This window comes from Pseudoduganella sp. R-31 (assembly GCF_049913235.1).
Taxonomy (GTDB): domain Bacteria; phylum Pseudomonadota; class Gammaproteobacteria; order Burkholderiales; family Burkholderiaceae_D; genus Rugamonas.
In genome coordinates this window covers 4,142,575-4,157,971 of the sequence record NZ_CP183986.1, presented here as the reverse complement: position 1 = coordinate 4,157,971, position 15,397 = coordinate 4,142,575, and the positions used below count along the sequence as shown (strand labels likewise).

General features: G+C 60.0%; 17 protein-coding genes and 2 tRNA genes. 12 read left to right on the top strand and 7 right to left on the bottom strand.

Annotated elements, in window-relative coordinates; translation table 11 throughout:
• Positions 1 to 2: 2 nt before the first annotated feature.
• The 4 genes from ACN9MY_RS18775 to ACN9MY_RS18760 form a co-directional block, all read right to left on the bottom strand.
• A complete protein-coding gene (locus tag ACN9MY_RS18775) occupies positions 3 to 560 on the bottom strand; it encodes a type IV pilus modification PilV family protein (protein ID WP_426318277.1) in 558 nt (185 codons plus the stop codon).
• A gap of 8 nt (positions 561 to 568) precedes the next feature.
• Positions 569 to 1,018, bottom strand: a complete 450-nt coding sequence (locus ACN9MY_RS18770; protein ID WP_426318276.1) for a GspH/FimT family pseudopilin — start codon at positions 1,016 to 1,018, stop codon at positions 569 to 571.
• Positions 1,019 to 1,022: 4 nt separating this feature from the next.
• Positions 1,023 to 1,415, bottom strand: coding sequence for a type IV pilin protein (locus tag ACN9MY_RS18765; protein WP_426318275.1), 393 nt, complete (start codon positions 1,413 to 1,415; stop codon positions 1,023 to 1,025).
• A gap of 166 nt (positions 1,416 to 1,581) precedes the next feature.
• Complete coding sequence (locus ACN9MY_RS18760) at positions 1,582 to 2,898, bottom strand: dicarboxylate/amino acid:cation symporter (RefSeq protein WP_426335938.1); 1,317 nt, start codon at positions 2,896 to 2,898, stop codon at positions 1,582 to 1,584.
• 135 nt (positions 2,899 to 3,033) lie between these two features.
• On the opposite strand from ACN9MY_RS18760, the gene ACN9MY_RS18755 reads away from it, so the two are divergent.
• Positions 3,034 to 3,570, top strand: a complete 537-nt coding sequence (locus tag ACN9MY_RS18755) for a gamma carbonic anhydrase family protein (protein ID WP_426335937.1) — start codon at positions 3,034 to 3,036, stop codon at positions 3,568 to 3,570.
• On the opposite strand, the gene ACN9MY_RS18750 is transcribed toward ACN9MY_RS18755, so the two are convergent.
• Positions 3,571 to 4,365 (bottom strand): 3-hydroxybutyrate dehydrogenase, encoded by a 795-nt coding sequence (locus tag ACN9MY_RS18750; RefSeq protein ID WP_426161996.1) that lies wholly within the window; start codon positions 4,363 to 4,365, stop codon positions 3,571 to 3,573. It abuts the gene before it with no gap.
• A gap of 84 nt (positions 4,366 to 4,449) precedes the next feature.
• On the opposite strand from ACN9MY_RS18750, the gene ACN9MY_RS18745 reads away from it, so the two are divergent.
• The 3 genes from ACN9MY_RS18745 to ACN9MY_RS18735 are packed head-to-tail and all read left to right on the top strand — an operon-like array spanning position 4,450 to position 7,957.
• The gene (locus ACN9MY_RS18745) at positions 4,450 to 5,331 is read left to right on the top strand and encodes an alpha/beta fold hydrolase (RefSeq protein WP_426335936.1); all 882 of its coding nucleotides are present in this window, start codon (positions 4,450 to 4,452) and stop codon (positions 5,329 to 5,331) included.
• Positions 5,332 to 5,340: 9 nt separating this feature from the next.
• Positions 5,341 to 5,688, top strand: coding sequence for a RidA family protein (locus ACN9MY_RS18740; RefSeq protein ID WP_426161994.1), 348 nt, complete (start codon positions 5,341 to 5,343; stop codon positions 5,686 to 5,688).
• Between the two features lie 19 nt (positions 5,689 to 5,707).
• A complete protein-coding gene (locus ACN9MY_RS18735) occupies positions 5,708 to 7,957 on the top strand; it encodes a RelA/SpoT family protein (protein WP_426161993.1) in 2,250 nt (749 codons plus the stop codon).
• A gap of 71 nt (positions 7,958 to 8,028) precedes the next feature.
• Here the strand turns inward: ACN9MY_RS18735 and ACN9MY_RS18730 are convergent, their stop codons facing one another.
• The gene (locus ACN9MY_RS18730; RefSeq protein WP_426335935.1) at positions 8,029 to 8,877 is read right to left on the bottom strand and encodes a LysR family transcriptional regulator; all 849 of its coding nucleotides are present in this window, start codon (positions 8,875 to 8,877) and stop codon (positions 8,029 to 8,031) included.
• A 98-nt stretch (positions 8,878 to 8,975) separates the two neighbouring features.
• Here ACN9MY_RS18730 and ACN9MY_RS18725 point away from each other — a divergent pair, with 98 nt between their 5' ends.
• Positions 8,976 to 9,455, top strand: a complete 480-nt coding sequence (locus tag ACN9MY_RS18725; RefSeq protein WP_426335934.1) for a lipocalin-like domain-containing protein — start codon at positions 8,976 to 8,978, stop codon at positions 9,453 to 9,455.
• A 126-nt stretch (positions 9,456 to 9,581) separates the two neighbouring features.
• Here ACN9MY_RS18725 and ACN9MY_RS18720 read toward each other — a convergent pair whose 3' ends face one another.
• On the bottom strand, positions 9,582 to 10,502 hold the full coding sequence (locus ACN9MY_RS18720) for a cation diffusion facilitator family transporter (RefSeq protein WP_426335933.1): 921 nt from the start codon (positions 10,500 to 10,502) through the stop codon (positions 9,582 to 9,584).
• Positions 10,503 to 10,582: 80 nt separating this feature from the next.
• Between ACN9MY_RS18720 and ACN9MY_RS18715 the strand changes: the two genes are divergently transcribed.
• The 7 genes from ACN9MY_RS18715 (at position 10,583) to pheS (ending at position 15,362) form a co-directional block, all read left to right on the top strand.
• Positions 10,583 to 10,659: transfer RNA gene (locus ACN9MY_RS18715), tRNA-Val, on the top strand.
• Positions 10,660 to 10,693: 34 nt separating this feature from the next.
• A tRNA-Val gene (locus ACN9MY_RS18710) sits at positions 10,694 to 10,770 on the top strand.
• Between the two features lie 181 nt (positions 10,771 to 10,951).
• Positions 10,952 to 12,859: a threonine--tRNA ligase gene (gene thrS / locus ACN9MY_RS18705; protein WP_426323787.1), complete on the top strand. Its 1,908-nt coding sequence runs from the start codon at positions 10,952 to 10,954 to the stop codon at positions 12,857 to 12,859.
• The gene (gene infC, locus ACN9MY_RS18700; RefSeq protein ID WP_426161989.1) at positions 12,860 to 13,435 is read left to right on the top strand and encodes a translation initiation factor IF-3; all 576 of its coding nucleotides are present in this window, start codon (positions 12,860 to 12,862) and stop codon (positions 13,433 to 13,435) included.
• A 227-nt stretch (positions 13,436 to 13,662) separates the two neighbouring features.
• The gene (gene rpmI, locus ACN9MY_RS18695) at positions 13,663 to 13,860 is read left to right on the top strand and encodes a 50S ribosomal protein L35 (RefSeq protein ID WP_057262756.1); all 198 of its coding nucleotides are present in this window, start codon (positions 13,663 to 13,665) and stop codon (positions 13,858 to 13,860) included.
• A 26-nt stretch (positions 13,861 to 13,886) separates the two neighbouring features.
• Complete coding sequence (gene rplT / locus ACN9MY_RS18690; RefSeq protein WP_028101213.1) at positions 13,887 to 14,246, top strand: 50S ribosomal protein L20; 360 nt, start codon at positions 13,887 to 13,889, stop codon at positions 14,244 to 14,246.
• A gap of 99 nt (positions 14,247 to 14,345) precedes the next feature.
• Positions 14,346 to 15,362, top strand: a complete 1,017-nt coding sequence (gene pheS / locus ACN9MY_RS18685; protein WP_426161988.1) for a phenylalanine--tRNA ligase subunit alpha — start codon at positions 14,346 to 14,348, stop codon at positions 15,360 to 15,362.
• The last annotated feature ends 35 nt before the right edge of the window (positions 15,363 to 15,397 follow it).

Genomic DNA, 15,397 nt, shown 5'->3' with positions numbered 1-15,397 from the left:
CCTCATTTGCAGTCAAGTTGAGGAATCAGGACCTGGGCGGCAATCAGGCGGCGATAGCTTTCGTCGCCGAATTGATTGCGGCCGCAGTCCAGCGATGGAGCCTGGGTGGCGTGCAAGCCCTGCCAGGCAACAGCGACCTGGACGATGCCCGGCTTGCAAACGCCGGCGCTGGGATCGGCTGCCTGCAGCAGGGTAATGCAGCCGCGTGCGCCAATCATGGCGCCGACCTTGGTACTGCTGTCGGTTTCAGCCGCGCCTTTCAGCAGGTTGCTCCACTCGCAGACATCACGCGCGGCGCCGGCGCCGAGGCCGCTGCAATCGGCTGGCTGCGCATCGCCGGTGCCGATATTGGCTGACTCGTAGGCCGCGCTGTTCTGAGGGTTGCCTTGCACGCGGGCAGTCATGTCGTCCAGCAGGATGACCGCCTGGGCGCGCTGGTAGGATTCGATCGATCCGACGCTGGCCTTGGACTGGAAGACCGCAATGCCCAGCAGGCCGAAAGCCAGGATCACAATGGTGACCAGGACTTCAATCATAGTGACGCCGTGTTGGCGAGGCATGGTGGGTCTTAGCATGATGTAGGTTGCACGTTCGGGCGGCCGCCAAGGTCAATCCTGATGCAGCTGGCTTTGCCGGTGGAGGCCGTCAGGGAGAACTGCGGGTTGGCATCCCCCTTGACGCGGCCGGCAGCGGTAAACGTCACGCCAGCGGCGGGGCCGGACACGGTGATCGACGGGCGCGTCACAAACATGGCCAGGGCCGGTTCGCCGGCGTTCGGGCTAGGGATGCTCCAGCCAGTATTCCAGCTGGCCGAGGGGGAAATCGACACGTCCTTGTTGCGCTTGATGGCCTCGCTGCGCGCGCGCAGGATACTGGTGAACAGGTCGCTTGATGTACTCTTCAGGCGCTGGTTGGCGATGAAATCCTGCATTGCAGGCGCGCCGAGCGCCGCCAGGATACCGATCACGACCACCACCATCAGCATTTCAGGAAGGCCGAAGCCGGATTGGCGCTTCATGGCTTCACCACTTGTCAGCCGGCAGCTTGCTGCCGGCCTGGTCGATGGTGAGGGCGCCGTCGGATTCCTGGCGACTGCCGGCGATAGGGGTCGCCGTGATGGTGAACTTTGGCGGCGGGCCGGCATCAGTCTGGATGGTAATCGTGTACCACTTGGACACGGCAGCAGGCGTTTGCATGTTCAGGCCGCTGACCGAATCCTTGTAGACACGTGCATCGGCCAGGAATTGCTGCTCGCGCTGGGCCAGGTCGATCAGGTGCTGCTGCGCAGCGGCGCGGTTACCCTTTACGATATAGCGGGTGTAGCTGGGAAGGGCGATGGAAGCGAGGATCCCGACGATGGCGACGGTGATCATCAATTCAATCAAGGTAAAGCCACGGTGGCTGGGGAATTTCATCCTGGCGTCCGTTTCTGGGTGCATGATTAGTGAGTTCATTCTAGGTTGCATGTTTCCGTGTGTCAACATTTGCCTCGTGACTCTTCGTTACATTCTAACCACAAAAAAAGACAGGCCCCATGCACAATTGCATGGGGCCTGTCTTAGTGGTAAAGAAGCTACGGGCTTACTCGGCGGTAGCGGCCAGCGCCTCCGCGGCGGCCGGCTGGGCCGCTGCATTCAGCGGGGTAGGATTGGCCAGCTCACGCTTCAGGGTATCCATGTCCAGCTCGCCTTCCCACTTGGCGACCACCAGGGTAGCCACGCCGTTGCCGACGAAGTTGGTCAGGGCGCGGCATTCGCTCATGAAGCGGTCGATGCCGAGGATCAGGGCCATGCCTGCCACCGGGATGGTTGGCACCACGGCCAGGGTGGCTGCCAGGGTGATGAAGCCGGCGCCGGTGATGCCGGAGGCGCCTTTCGAGGTCAGCATGGCGACGCCGAGGATGGTCAGTTGCTGCCATAGCGTCAGGTCGGTGTTGGTGGCCTGGGCCACGAACAGGGCGGCCATGGTCATGTAGATATTGGTGCCGTCCAGGTTGAAGGAGTAGCCGGTCGGCACCACCAGGCCAACCACAGGCTTGGAGGCGCCCAGTTTTTCCAGCTTGCGCATCAGCGAAGGCAGGGCGCTTTCCGAGGAGGAGGTGCCCAGCACGATCAGCAGCTCTTCCTTGATGTAGGAAATGAAGCGGCCGATCGAGAAGCCGGTGTACTTGGCGATCAGGCCCAGCACGATGAACACGAACAGGAAGCAGGTCAGGTAGAACGAACCCATCAGCTTGGCCAGCGGCAGCAGGGAAGCGATGCCGTATTTGCCAATGGTGAAAGCCATGGCGCCGAAGGCGCCGATCGGGGCGGCCTTCATGATGATGTTGACCATGCCGAAGAAGGCGTGCGATACCTCGTCGACCAGCTTGGTGACCGGACGGCCGCGCTCGCCGAGCAGCGACAGGGCAAAGCCGAACAGCACGGCAACCAGCAGCACCTGCAGGATGTCGCCCTTGGCGAAGGCATCGAACACGGTGTTAGGGATAATGTTCAGCAGGAAGTCGGTGGTGGTCAGCGCCTTGGTCTTTTCCGTGTACTGGGCGATGGACTTGGTATCCAGCGTGTGCGGATCGGCGTTGAAGCCGGCGCCAGGCTGCATGAAGTTGGCAACGGCGAGGCCGATGACCAGGGCGAAGGTGGACACGATCTCGAAGTAGATCAGTGCCTTGCCGCCGACGCGGCCGATCTTTTTCACGTCCTGCATGCCGGCGATGCCGCTCACCACGGTGCAGAAAATGACCGGGGCAATGATCATTTTGATCAGTTTGATGAAACCGTCGCCAAGCGGTTTCATGGCGACTGCGTCGGTCGGCAGGTAGATGCCGAGCAGGATGCCGCAGAAGATGGCGAACAGTACCTGGACGTACAGTACTTTGTAGAAGGGTTTCTTTTCCATGATGAGGGGGCCTCGTTTGTCTCCGAATATTCCCATCATGGCAAACGGGTTGTCTTGCCGCTATTGTGTCTATCCCCATTGTGGAAAACCACAATCGGCCGGATGCTGCAGCGCCGCAGGCCATATAATCCTGGCATGACACTGCAACCCTACCTCGATACCTTTCCCCAATTGGCAGACGGCGTGTTCGTCCACCAGTCCGCGCAAATTATCGGCGACGTCAATGTCGGCCGAGATGCCTCGATCTGGTGCAATGCGGTTGTGCGCGGCGATGTGAACCGCATTACGATCGGCGAAGGCAGCAATGTGCAGGATTTCGCCATGTGCCATGTGTCGCACCGCTCGGCCGCCAAGCCGGAAGGCGCCGCCCTGACGATTGGGAAGTACGCCACCATTGCCCATTCGGTGCTGTTGCACGGCTGCACCATCGGCGACGAATGCCTGGTTGGCATGGGCTCGATCATCATGGACGACGTGGTGATCGAAAAGCATGTGATGGTGGGGGCGGGCAGCCTGGTGGCTCCCGGCAAGGTGCTGAAGAGCGGCGGGCTGTATGTCGGCCGGCCCGCGATGCGCATCCGCGAGCTGACCGAACAGGAGATTGCGCACTTCAAATACTCGGCCGAGCACTATATGCGCCTGAAGAACAACTACCTGGCGCAAAAAGCCTGATTACTGGGCGACCCAGCCGCCATCCATGTTCCACGCCACGCCGCGCATCTGCCTGGCCGCATCGGAGCACAGGAAGACGGCCATGGCGCCCAGTTCCTCGGGGGTGACGAATTCGCCGGATGGCTGCTTCTCCGCCAGCAGTGCCGCTTTGGCTGCCTCGTTGGACAGGCCTTCCTTCTCGGCGCGCGCGTCGACCTGTTTCTGCACCAGCGGGGTCAGGACCCAGCCCGGGCAGATCGCGTTGCAGGTGATGCCGGTCTTGGCAGTTTCCAGCGCGGTGGCTTTGGTAAAGCCCACCAGGCCGTGCTTGGCCGCGACATAGGCCGACTTGCCGGCCGAAGCAACCAGCCCGTGCACCGAAGCGAGGTTGATGATGCGTCCCCAGTTGCGCGCCTTCATATGCGGCAGCGCCAGGCGGGTGGTGTGGAAGGCCGAAGTCAGGTTGATGGCAATGATGGCGTCCCAGCGCTCGGCCGGAAAGTCCTCGACATTGGCCACGTGCTGGATGCCGGCGTTGTTCACCAGGACGTCGACGCCGCCGAACTTCTGGGCGGCATAGGCCATCATGGCCTCGATATCGGCCGGCTTGCTCATGTCCGCGCCGTGGTAGCCTGCCTGCACGCCGAATTCGGCGGCCAGCGATTCTTGCAGCTTCGCGATCTCGCCTGCATCGCCAAAGCCGTTCAATACGATGTTGGCGCCTTCGGCTGCCAGGCTGCGTGCGATGCCCAGGCCGATGCCGGAGGTGGAGCCGGTTACGAGCGCAGTTTTGCCGCGCAAAGTCGTGCTGACCATTTGGTCCCCTATAATTAGTTAGCCAATGTAGAATGTAGCGCAAAAACCAATAGCGAAACAACAGCGCGGGGAGCGAGGAACCGAATGCCAGAAGCGAAAATCAAGTCCGTTCAGTGTTTCTCCATGTCTGGCCTGCACCAGATGGCATACAAGGAATGGGGCGAGGAAGATAACCCGAATGTGCTGGTTTGCGTGCACGGCGTGACCCGGGTTTCGGACGATTTCGACAATCTTGCACAGTCACTGTGCAAGGAATACCGTGTGGTTTGCCCCGACGTGGTGGGCCGCGGCCGTTCCGGCAGCCTGGTGAACCCCCAGCTTTACCGCCTTCCCCAATATGTCAGCGATATGGTGACCTTGCTGGCGCGCGTGCTGACCAATGGCGAGCGCCAGACCGTGGACTGGTTCGGCACTTCGATGGGCGGCCTGATCGGCATGGGACTGGCCTCGTTGCCGGACAGCCCGGTCAGCAAGCTGGTATTGAACGATATCGGCCCCACATTGGATGCGGTGGCGATCCAGCGCATCGGCGATTACATTGCCCAGGAAGTGCGCTTCCCAACCTTCAAGGCCGGCGCCGAATTCGTGAAGATGGTGTCGGCTACCTTCGGCGAGCACACCGATGCGGAATGGCACAAGCTGGCCGCCGACGTGCTGCGCCAGGACAAGGACGGCTCGTGGGTACGCCACTACGATATGGGCCTGGCCTTGCCGTTCCAGTCGGTGACGCCGGAATCGGCCAAGGCTGACGAAGCGATGCTGTGGGCTGCCTACGATGCGATCCGCTGCCCGACCTTGCTGGTGCGCGGCGCCAACTCCGACTTGCTGTCGCGCGAAACGGCGCAAGCGATGACGCAGCGCGGCCCGAAGGCCAAACTGGTGGAGATCCCGAACGTTGGCCATGCGCCGACCTTCCTGCACGACGACCAGATCGCGATTGCGAAAGATTTTTTGTTGAACCACTAAGAGAGAAGCATGGAAATCAAACGTTTTCACGTAGGTAAGCGCATGTCCGAAATCGCCGTCCACAACGGCACTGTCTACCTGGCCGGCCAGATTGCCGAGAAGGGCGGCGACATCAAGGCGCAGACCGCCGAAGTGCTGGGCCATATCGACCGCCTGCTGGGCGAAGCCGGCAGCGACAAGGCGCACATCCTGCGCGCGCAGATCTACATCACCGACCTGGCCAACTTCGCCGCCATGAACGAAGTGTGGGAAGCCTGGGTGGTGGAAGGCAATACCCCGCCGCGTGCGACTGTCCAGGCGCAACTGGCAAATCCCGACTGGCTGGTCGAAATCGTGGTGACCGCCGCCCAAAAGTAAAGTTGCAAAGGTTTTCGTAATGGTTTCAATCGCGGCTCTCAACAGCGCAACGACGGATCAGTTGGTACAAGGCTTGTCCGCCGACGATGGAGCGCGCGTGCTGGCTGCGCTCGACCACGCCAGCCAGGCGTACAGCGGCCGTATCACAGGCCATGGGCAAGATGCCCTGGAATTCGCCATCGGGGTGGCCAGCACACTGGCCATCCTGCGCACCGATGCGGAAACCCGCATCGCGGCACTGATGTTCGAGCTGACCCTGCTCGACGCCGATACCGCCCCCTCCATCGAGCCGCGCTACGGCAAGGAAGTCAATGACCTGGTGGCCGGCGTACGCCAGCTGATCCGCCTGCGCGAGCTGACGCTGGCGTCTTCCGGCAGTGCCGCGCGCACCAAGACCGCGGCGCAGCAGGCTGTCGCCCAGGTCGAGTCGCTGCGCAAGATGCTGCTGGCCATGGCCACCGATATGCGCGTGGTGTTGGTGCGGCTGGCTTCCTGCTGCACCACCTTGCGCTATTTCTCCGACATCAAGCGCTTCGACGAAGTAACGCGCGCTTACGGCCGCGAGACCCTGGACCTTTACGCGCCGCTGGCAAACCGCCTCGGCATCTGGCAGATCAAGTGGGAGCTGGAGGACCTGTCGTTCCGCTTCATCGAGCCGGAGACCTACAAGCGCATTGCGAAGATGCTGGAAGAGAAGCGCATGGCGCGCGAGAGCTTCGTCACGTCTTCCATTGCGCGCCTGCAGTCCGAGCTGGCATCTGCCGGCATCAAGGCCGAGGTATTCGGCCGGCCCAAGCACATCTACTCCATCTGGAACAAGATGAAGGGCAAGGACCTGGACTTCTCCGAGCTGTACGATGTGCGTGCCTTCCGCGTAATCGTCGACGACGTGAAGACCTGCTATACAGTGCTCGGCGTAGTCCACAATATCTGGACCCCGATCCCGAAAGAATTCGACGATTACATTTCCCGTCCCAAGCCGAACGGCTACCAGTCGCTGCACACCGTGGTGACGGCGGACGACGGCCGCCCCCTCGAAGTGCAGATCCGCACGCAGGAGATGCACAGCTTCGCCGAATACGGCGTGGCAGCGCACTGGCGCTACAAGGAGGAGGGTGGTTCCAACTTCAAAGGGCAGCAGTACGACGAAAAGATCGCCTGGCTGCGCCAGCTGCTGGCCTGGAAAACCGAAGTTGCCGATGCTGTGGTCAACAATGAGGACCAGCAGCGCGAGTGGGTGGAAAAACTCAAGTCCACCACGCTGGACGACCGCATCTTCGTGTTGACCCCGCAGGCGCGCGTGATCGAGTTGCCAGTGGGCGCCACCCCAATCGACTTCGCCTACCACTTGCACAGCGACGTGGGCCACCGCTGCCGCGGCGCCCGCGTCGACGGCCAGATGGTGCCGCTGAATACGCCGTTGAAAAGCGGGCAAACTTGCGAAGTCATTACCGCCAAGGGCGCACCCGGTACGGCTGGACCGTCGCGCGACTGGCTGAGCCCAGGCTATACGGTCTCGAACCGCACCCGCACCAAGGTGCGGGCATGGTTCCACGCGATCGACATCCAGGAAACGGTTGCCAACGGCCGCTCCCTGGTTGAGAAATCGCTGCAACGCGAAGGCAAGACCGCCGTCAACCTGGAGACCCTGGCACAAAAGCTGGGCTTTGGCAAAGTGGACGATCTGTTCCTCGCCGTGGGCAAGGATGAGTTTTCACTGCGCCATGTCGAGGCAGCGTTGCGCGATCCTGCCGAGGCTGAAGAAGATGCGAGCGACCAGGTCGCAGTTAATAAGAGCCGCAATTCCAGTGTTGAATCCGGCGCCAAATCGGGCGTGCTGGTGGTGGGAACCGATGGCTTGATGACGCAATTGGCGAAATGCTGCAAACCGGCGCCACCCGATCCAATTGTGGGTTTTGTTACGCGCGGAAAAGGCGTTTCAATTCATCGCGCCTCGTGCAAAAACTTCGCTGAAATGCGCGCTAAAGCGCCGGAGCGGGTAATTGTCACTGCCTGGGGCGCTGCGCGTTCCGACACGGTATTTCCCGTCGATCTATTTGTATTGGCGACCGACCGCCAGGGATTGCTGCGCGATATTTCCGAGATTTTCTCGCGCGAGAAAATCAATGTTACCGGCGTGAACACCCAATCAGCCAAAGGGCAGGCCCGCATGACCTTTACGGTCGAAATCGGCGCCACCAGCCAACTGCAAAAAGCGCTCGCCGCGATTTGCGAAGTCACCGGCATCCTGGAAGCTCGCCGTGCTTGAAGGAGGGAAGCTCATCTCCCTCTAGAGCTTCGTCCGAAGCGTGCCAGGTCTTGGCGTGTTGCTGCCAGGAGCTAGCGCGCCGCAGTACTGAACAGTTCTGCGAGGAGGTCTGCGGTACGGCGAACTCTTGGCGATTTGCGGACGTCGTCATGAATGACCATCCAGAGGTCGCGCCGCACCGGGCAGTTAATGCCTGGGATTATCAGCCCAGCGGCGAGGTAATCGGGCAGGACCGCAATCCCAGCGCTAAATCGCACCGCTGCCGCAATTGAATTCAAATCGTTGCTGCTAAAAGCAAACGGGCGGCCCGCCGCAAATGCGTTCAACCACTCCTGCTGCGGGGTCGTGGCCAGGCTTTCGTCGTAGCCGATAAATTCCCATTCTTCAGATTTGCGCGAGGCGAGATATTGGGGCGCCGCGCACAGATAATATTTGACCGTTGCGACTATGCGCACTGCCAGGTCGGGCGCTTGCGGCCGGCGAAAACGGATCGCGATATCCGCCTCGCGCCGCGATAAATCGACGCGGGCCGGTTCGGCGCCCAATTCGATCTGAATTCCCGTCAGTTGCGCGCGCAAAGCGGGCAGGCGCGGCGTGATCCAGTGGGCGGCGATGGCGGGCGGCGCCGAGATGCGTACTGTGCCGAATTCGGATCCCGCGCCACTTGCCTGGCGCAGCAGGGTATGAATCTCTTCCTCGATCCGTTGTGCCTGGGGCAGCAAGGCGCGACCGGCATCCGTCAGGGACCAGCCACGCGCAAAGCGGTCAAAGAGCCTCAGGCCCAATATTCCCTCCAGTGCCTCGATGCGGCGCGACACGGTGGTGTGCTCGACGCCAAGCGAGCGTGCAGCAGCCGACAGGGAGCCAGCTGCGGCGACGGCGAGGAAATAGCGAAGATCGTTCCAGTCAGGGGTGTCCATCGGTGCAATTATGCACAGGTCACGCGAAGTTTTTGCAATTTTGCGTTGACGTCAAGCTGGCTATCCTCTGTTGCGTGTTCGACTGATGGAGGTTTGAAATGCGGAAGCTTGTTTTGACAGCATTAGTGCTGAGTGGCGCAGCAACTGCCACCGAGGTGTCAGCCAGCGGGGCCAGCCTGGCCGGGGCCTGGGAATTGATCGGCGCCTACCGTGAACATCGCGACGGCAGTCGAAGCGACGACTATGGGGCCAAGCCGCGCGGCACCCTGAACGTGGCAAGCGACGGCCACTACGCGCTTCAGATCTATCATGCCGACAGGCCGCCATTTGCAGGTGATTTTCGCTCGGCCGAATTGCATGAATACAAGCGGCTGTTGCTCGCCATGAGCGCGCATTTTGGCAAGATTACGGTGGAGGATGGACGCCTGGTATTCCATATCGCCGCCGCATCGAATCCGCAATGGGACGGGGCCGTGCAGCGCCGCGCATATTCGATGGAGGGAGATGTTCTCGAATGGCGTGTCCCGCCTCGGCCTGATGGGGACGTGCCGATTTCGGTTTGGCGCCGGCTTCGATAGCTGCTGGGCTTACGGCAATTTCACACGAAGCCTTTCGGACATGGTTTTGTTGAAGGGATCTATCGCAGCTTGCTTGTTGGGACCGCATGTGAGTCCAACATTGAAGAATAGCTGGTCTTCATGATTTCAGGATGGGCGGGAATGGGTTGCGGGCTCGGCTTGCAATGTGATGTGATCGATTCCGTGTCGGGTGCGCAGCATTGTTTTTACCCGGGCCAGAATGGCCGGCCATTGGTGCAAGTCCGCGACTTCAAGATGGCCGATCAAAGCCGGCTGCCCCGGCGACATTTCCCATACGTGCAGATCGTGCACCGACAGGACGCCTTGCACTTCAGCCAGGTCGGCGCCGATCTGGGCGTAGTCCGTGTTGTCGGGCACGCCCTCCATCAGATGGTGGAAGGATTCGCGCAGGACGCCGATGGTCGATTTGAGGATCAGCAGCGATACCAGCAGCGAGAGAATGGGGTCGATTTGCATCCAGCCGGTTGCCATGATCACGCCGCCGGCAATCAACGCCGCGACGGATCCAAGCAGGTCGCCCAGCACGTGCACCAGGGCGGCGCGGGTATTCATGCTTTCCTTGTCGCGCGACAGGCTCCAGGCGACCAGCAAGTTCACAGCCAGGCCGATGCCGGCTACGACCAGTACCGTGCCACCTTGCACCGGCTCGGGTGAAGCGAAGCGTTGCACCGCCTCAAATACGATCCAGCCGACGACGACCAGCATTGCCAGCCCGTTGACGAAAGCTGCCAGCGCTTCGGCACGGCCAAAGCCAAAGGAGTAGCGCGCAGAAGGGCGCCGCTTGGCAATCAGTTGCGCCAGCAGTGCCAGGCCGAGTGCTGCGGCATCGGTCACCATATGGCCGGCGTCGGAAATCAGGGCCAGCGAATTGGCCATGAACCCAGCTACTACCTCAACTACAGCGAAGCCCAAAGTGAGTGCCAGTGCGGCTGCCAGGGCAGCCTGGCTGCGGTGTTCGTTGAAGTGAGCGTGTTGCGCGTCGCCGTCCAGATGGGCGTGAAGATGGGTTGAATCGTGGTTTTGCATGGTCCCCTGAATATATCAGCAATGTTTTCTTCGGAAAACACTTGTCACAGAGGGAAGTGCTCTCTATAATGCTGGCTCTCGGGCGGTTAGTTCAGCTGGTTAGAATACTTGGTCGACATCCAAGGGGTCGGGGATTCGAATTCCTCACCGCCCACCAGAACATTTTTATGTAGTACCATTGCAAAAGACACGGGCGGTTAGTTCAGCTGGTTAGAATACTTGGTCGACATCCAAGGGGTCGGGGATTCGAATTCCTCACCGCCCACCAGACATTTTGTAAGAGCGAGAAAGGCACACCGGTTATGACACCGCGAACTACCATCAAGGTTGGTGAGTGACGCTAGTCGATCGGCTTTCTTTTGCTTGTTCAATTGAAGAAAAACGCGGCTAGCCCGCGTTTTTTTTCGTCCATTTTTTCCAGCATTACCTTTTTCTTCCGGAGATCCATGATGGTTTCAATCCGACTGCCCGACGGTTCCGTCCGCCAATTCGATGCACCCCTGACCGTGGCGCAGGTTGCGTCCAACATCAGCACCAGCCTGGGCAAAGCAGCCCTGGCCGGCAAAGTTGATGGCAAGGTCGTTGATACTTCCTTCCTGATCGAGAAGGACTCCGATGTCGCCATAGTGACCGACAAGGATCCGGAAGGCCTGGACGTGATTCGCCACTCGACCGCCCACTTGCTGGCGTACGCCGTCAAGGAACTGTTCCCTGATGCGCAAGTGACCATCGGGCCGGTCATTGAAAACGGCTTCTATTACGACTTCTCCTACAAGCGTCCGTTCACCCCGGACGACCTGGTGGCAATCGAGAAGAAAATGGCGGAATTGGCGAAGAAGGACGAGCAGGTGACCCGCAAGGTCCTGCCGCGCGACGAGGCCGTGGCTTATTTCAAGTCCATCAATGAGCACTACAAGGCCGAGATCATCGCTTCGATCCCGTCCAATGAAGACGTGTCGCTGTACACCGAAGGCAATTTCACCGACCTGTGCCGCGGCCCGCACGTGCCATCGACCGGCAAGCTGAAGGTCTTCAAGCTGATGAAGCTGGCCGGCGCCTACTGGCGCGGCGACAGCAAGAACGAAATGCTGCAGCGTGTGTATGGCACCGCCTGGACCAAGAAGGAAGACCAGGAGCAGTACCTGTTCCAGCTGGAAGAAGCGGAAAAGCGCGACCATCGCAAGCTGGGCAAGCAGCTGGACTTCTTCCACTTTCAGGATGAGGCTCCGGGCCTGGTGTTCTGGCACCCGAAAGGCTGGACCATCTGGCAGCAAGTGGAACAATACATGCGCCGCAAGTACCAGGAAAACGGCTACCAGGAAGTGAAGGCGCCGCAGATCCTGGACGCTTCGCTGTGGGGCAAGACCGGCCACTGGGAAAACTACCGCGAAAACATGTTCGTGACCGAGTCCGAAAACCGTTCCTACGCGCTGAAGCCGATGAACTGCCCGGGTCACGTGCAGATCTTCAACAGCGACCTGCGTTCCTACCGCGACCTGCCGCTGCGCTACGGTGAATTCGGCCAGTGCCACCGCAACGAGCCATCCGGCGCGCTGCACGGCATCATGCGCGTGCGCGGCTTCACCCAGGACGACGGCCACATCTTCTGCACCAACGAGCAGATCGAGCCGGAAGTGGTGGCCTTCCACCAGCAGGCGATGGAAGTCTATAAAGATTTCCATTTCGAGAACATCGACGTGAAGCTGGCGCTGCGTCCGGACAACCGCATCGGCGACGACGAGGTGTGGGATAAAGCGGAAGAAGCGCTGCGCTCGGGCCTGCGCGCTTGCGGCGTGACCTGGACCGAACTGCCGGGCGAGGGTGCATTCTACGGTCCGAAAATCGAGTATCACCTGAAGGATTCGCTGGGCCGCCCATGGCAGGTCGGCACCATGCAGGTCGACTTCTTCATGCCGGGCCGCCTGGGTGCCGAATATGTCGCGGATGATAACACCCGCAAGACTCCGGTCATGCTGCACCGTGCGATCGTGGGTTCGCTGGAGCGCTTCATCGGTATCCTGATCGAGAACTACGCCGGCGCGCTGCCGATGTGGCTTGCTCCTCAGCAAGTATCGATTCTGAACATCAGCGACGCCCAGGCGGATTACTGCAAGGCGCTTGAATCCAGGCTGCGCAAGCTGGGCTTCCGCGTTGCTGCTGATTTGCGCAACGAGAAGATTACGTATAAAATCCGCGAACATTCCGTCCAAAAAGTGCCTTTCATTCTCGTGGTGGGCGACAAAGAACGGGATGCCAACACCGTGGCCGTGCGTGCGCGGGGCAATGTCGATCTGGGCGTCATGTCGATCGAAGCCCTGGTGGAGCGACTTCAGAACGACGTCGAGACCAAAGCCTAAATGCGGGGGAGCCCCGCAACCGGCCTACTAACCAAAATTGAAGGAAACACCATAGCTACTGACAAGTCTTCCCATCGCATCAATGGCGAGATCACCCACCCTGAAATGCGTCTATCGGGTGTGGATAATGAACCGCTGGGCATCGTAAGCCTGGCCGAAGCCTTCCGCCTGGCGGAAGAGGCCGATGTCGACCTGGTCGAGATCGCGCCGAACGCGAATCCTCCAGTCTGCCGGCTGATGGATTACGGTAAGTTCAAGTATTCGGAACAGAAGAAGGCGCACGAAGCCAAGTTGAAGCAGAAGGTGATCTCGGTGAAGGAAGTCAAATTCCGCCCCGGCACCGATGATGGCGACTACAACATCAAGCTGCGCAACCTGATCAAGTTCCTGGAAGACGGTGACAAGACCAAGATCACCCTGCGTTTCCGTGGCCGTGAAATGGCCCACCAGGATATCGGCATGCGCATGCTCGAGCGTCTGAAGGCTGACCTGGAGCCGCATGGCCAGGTCGAGCAGTTCCCCAAGATGGAAGGCCGCCAGATGATCATGGTGCTGGCGCCGAAGAAGAAGAAGTAAAACCGGTAAACCAGTGCCTGACCCACAGGGTCGGGCACTGTCTGAGCAACGGCCGCGTGTCTTTGACCCGCGGCCGTTGCTTATACAGGGTCTGACCCTGCGGGTCAGACCCAGGTTTACCGGTTTTGAAGAATGTTGTGCTATACTCCCGGGTTCCCGTGAGAGTAGGCACCAAAAGTGCAGCGAAGGGCTGCCACCTACAATCCGGTCATTATTGGAGCATTCACATGCCAAAAATGAAAACCAAGAGCTCCGCGAAAAAACGTTTTCGCGTGCGCCCAGGTGGCACCGTTAAGTCGGGCATGGCTTTCAAACGCCACATCCTGACCAAGAAGACCACCAAAAACAAGCGTCAACTGCGTGGCACCCGTAACATCAATGCGTCGGACGTGACTAGCGTTCTGCGTATGATGCCGTCCGCTTAATCTCACTCGTTATTTAAGGAGCTACTATGCCTCGAGTAAAACGTGGGGTTACCGCGCGTGCCCGTCATAAGAAAGTACTGAACCTGGCCAAGGGTTACCGCGGTCGTCGCAGCAAAGTATTCCGTATTGCCAAGCAAGCAGTGATGCGCGCTGGCCAGTACGCATACCGCGACCGTCGTAACAAGAAGCGCGTCTTCCGCGCCCTGTGGATCACCCGTATCAACGCGGCTGCCCGCGAACACGGCGTTACCTACAGCGTGTTCATGAACGGTCTGAAGAAGGCCGCTATTGAACTGGACCGTAAGGTCCTGGCTGATATGGCTGTGATGGACAAGCCTGCATTTGCAGCGATTGTCAACGTCGTCAAAGCCAAGATCGCTGCTTAATTGCCAGTGATGCGCGCTGTCTTCGGGCAGCGCTCATAAGAAGCGGGACATGGCTTAGCTATGTCCCGTTTTTAATTTCCAAAACAGGAAAAACGTCGGATGAACTCGCTCGAACAACTCGTCGTCTCCGCGCAGGCTGATTTCCTCGCCGCCGTAGACGCTGCCGCACTTGAAAACGCCAAAGCCAAGTACCTTGGCAAGACTGGCCAGATCACCGAAATGATGAAGGGCCTGGGCAAGCTGGACCCTGAAGAGAAAAAGGCGCAGGGCGCCCTGATCAACGCTGCGAAAGTGCAGATCGAGGCCGCGCTGACCGCGCGCCGTGATGCGCTGGCGGAAGCGCAGCTGCAACTGCGCCTGAATGCCGAAGCGATCGACGTATCGCTGCCAGGCCGCGGCCGTTCCAAAGGCGGCATCCATCCTGTGATGCGCACCTGGGAACGCGTGGAAGAGATCTTCCGCTCGATCGGCTTCGACGTCGCTGCGGGCCCTGAAATCGAAACCGACTGGACCAACTTCACCGCCCTGAATTCACCTGAGAACCATCCGGCGCGTTCGATGCAGGATACCTTCTACGTTGAAGGCAACGACAGCACCGGCAAGCCGCTGCTGCTGCGTACCCACACCTCGCCGATGCAGGTGCGCTATGCCCGCAACAACAAGCCGCCGATCAAGGTGATCGCGCCTGGCCGCACCTATCGCGTGGACTCGGATGCGACCCACTCGCCGATGTTCCACCAGGTCGAGGGCCTGTGGATTGCGGAAGACATTTCCTTCGCTGACCTGAAGGGCGTGTACCTGAATTTCGTTAAGGCTTTCTTTGAGACGGATGACCTGCAAGTGCGCTTCCGTCCTTCGTATTTCCCGTTCACGGAGCCGTCGGCGGAGATCGATATCGCTTTCGGTAGCGGCCCACTGAAAGGGCGCTGGCTGGAGGTTTCGGGCTCGGGGCAGGTGCATCCGAATGTGGTGCGCAACTTCGGCCTTGATCCGGAAAAGTACATCGGCTTTGCGTTCGGCTCCGGCCTTGAGCGCTTGACCATGCTGCGCTATGGGGTCAATGACCTGCGCCTGTTCTATGAAGGCGATCTGCGCTTCCTGAAGCAGTTCAACTAAAACCGGTAAAGCGGTGTCTGACCCGCAGGGTCAGA

Coding starts and splice junctions, on each gene's coding strand:
- ACN9MY_RS18745 (WP_426335936.1), top strand. CDS start 4,450: ATGCCAGAAGCGAAAATCAAGTCCGTTCAGTGTTTCTCCATGTCTGGC.
- pheS (WP_426161988.1), top strand. CDS start 14,346: ATGAACTCGCTCGAACAACTCGTCGTCTCCGCGCAGGCTGATTTCCTC.
- infC (WP_426161989.1), top strand. CDS start 12,860: ATGCGGGGGAGCCCCGCAACCGGCCTACTAACCAAAATTGAAGGAAAC.
- ACN9MY_RS18775 (WP_426318277.1), bottom strand. CDS start 560: ATGCCTCGCCAACACGGCGTCACTATGATTGAAGTCCTGGTCACCATT.
- ACN9MY_RS18725 (WP_426335934.1), top strand. CDS start 8,976: ATGCGGAAGCTTGTTTTGACAGCATTAGTGCTGAGTGGCGCAGCAACT.
- ACN9MY_RS18735 (WP_426161993.1), top strand. CDS start 5,708: ATGGTTTCAATCGCGGCTCTCAACAGCGCAACGACGGATCAGTTGGTA.
- ACN9MY_RS18755 (WP_426335937.1), top strand. CDS start 3,034: ATGACACTGCAACCCTACCTCGATACCTTTCCCCAATTGGCAGACGGC.
- ACN9MY_RS18760 (WP_426335938.1), bottom strand. CDS start 2,898: ATGGAAAAGAAACCCTTCTACAAAGTACTGTACGTCCAGGTACTGTTC.
- rplT (WP_028101213.1), top strand. CDS start 13,887: ATGCCTCGAGTAAAACGTGGGGTTACCGCGCGTGCCCGTCATAAGAAA.
- rpmI (WP_057262756.1), top strand. CDS start 13,663: ATGCCAAAAATGAAAACCAAGAGCTCCGCGAAAAAACGTTTTCGCGTG.
- ACN9MY_RS18770 (WP_426318276.1), bottom strand. CDS start 1,018: ATGAAGCGCCAATCCGGCTTCGGCCTTCCTGAAATGCTGATGGTGGTG.
- ACN9MY_RS18740 (WP_426161994.1), top strand. CDS start 5,341: ATGGAAATCAAACGTTTTCACGTAGGTAAGCGCATGTCCGAAATCGCC.
- ACN9MY_RS18765 (WP_426318275.1), bottom strand. CDS start 1,415: ATGAAATTCCCCAGCCACCGTGGCTTTACCTTGATTGAATTGATGATC.
- ACN9MY_RS18750 (WP_426161996.1), bottom strand. CDS start 4,365: ATGGTCAGCACGACTTTGCGCGGCAAAACTGCGCTCGTAACCGGCTCC.
- ACN9MY_RS18730 (WP_426335935.1), bottom strand. CDS start 8,877: ATGGACACCCCTGACTGGAACGATCTTCGCTATTTCCTCGCCGTCGCC.
- ACN9MY_RS18720 (WP_426335933.1), bottom strand. CDS start 10,502: ATGCAAAACCACGATTCAACCCATCTTCACGCCCATCTGGACGGCGAC.
- thrS (WP_426323787.1), top strand. CDS start 10,952: ATGGTTTCAATCCGACTGCCCGACGGTTCCGTCCGCCAATTCGATGCA.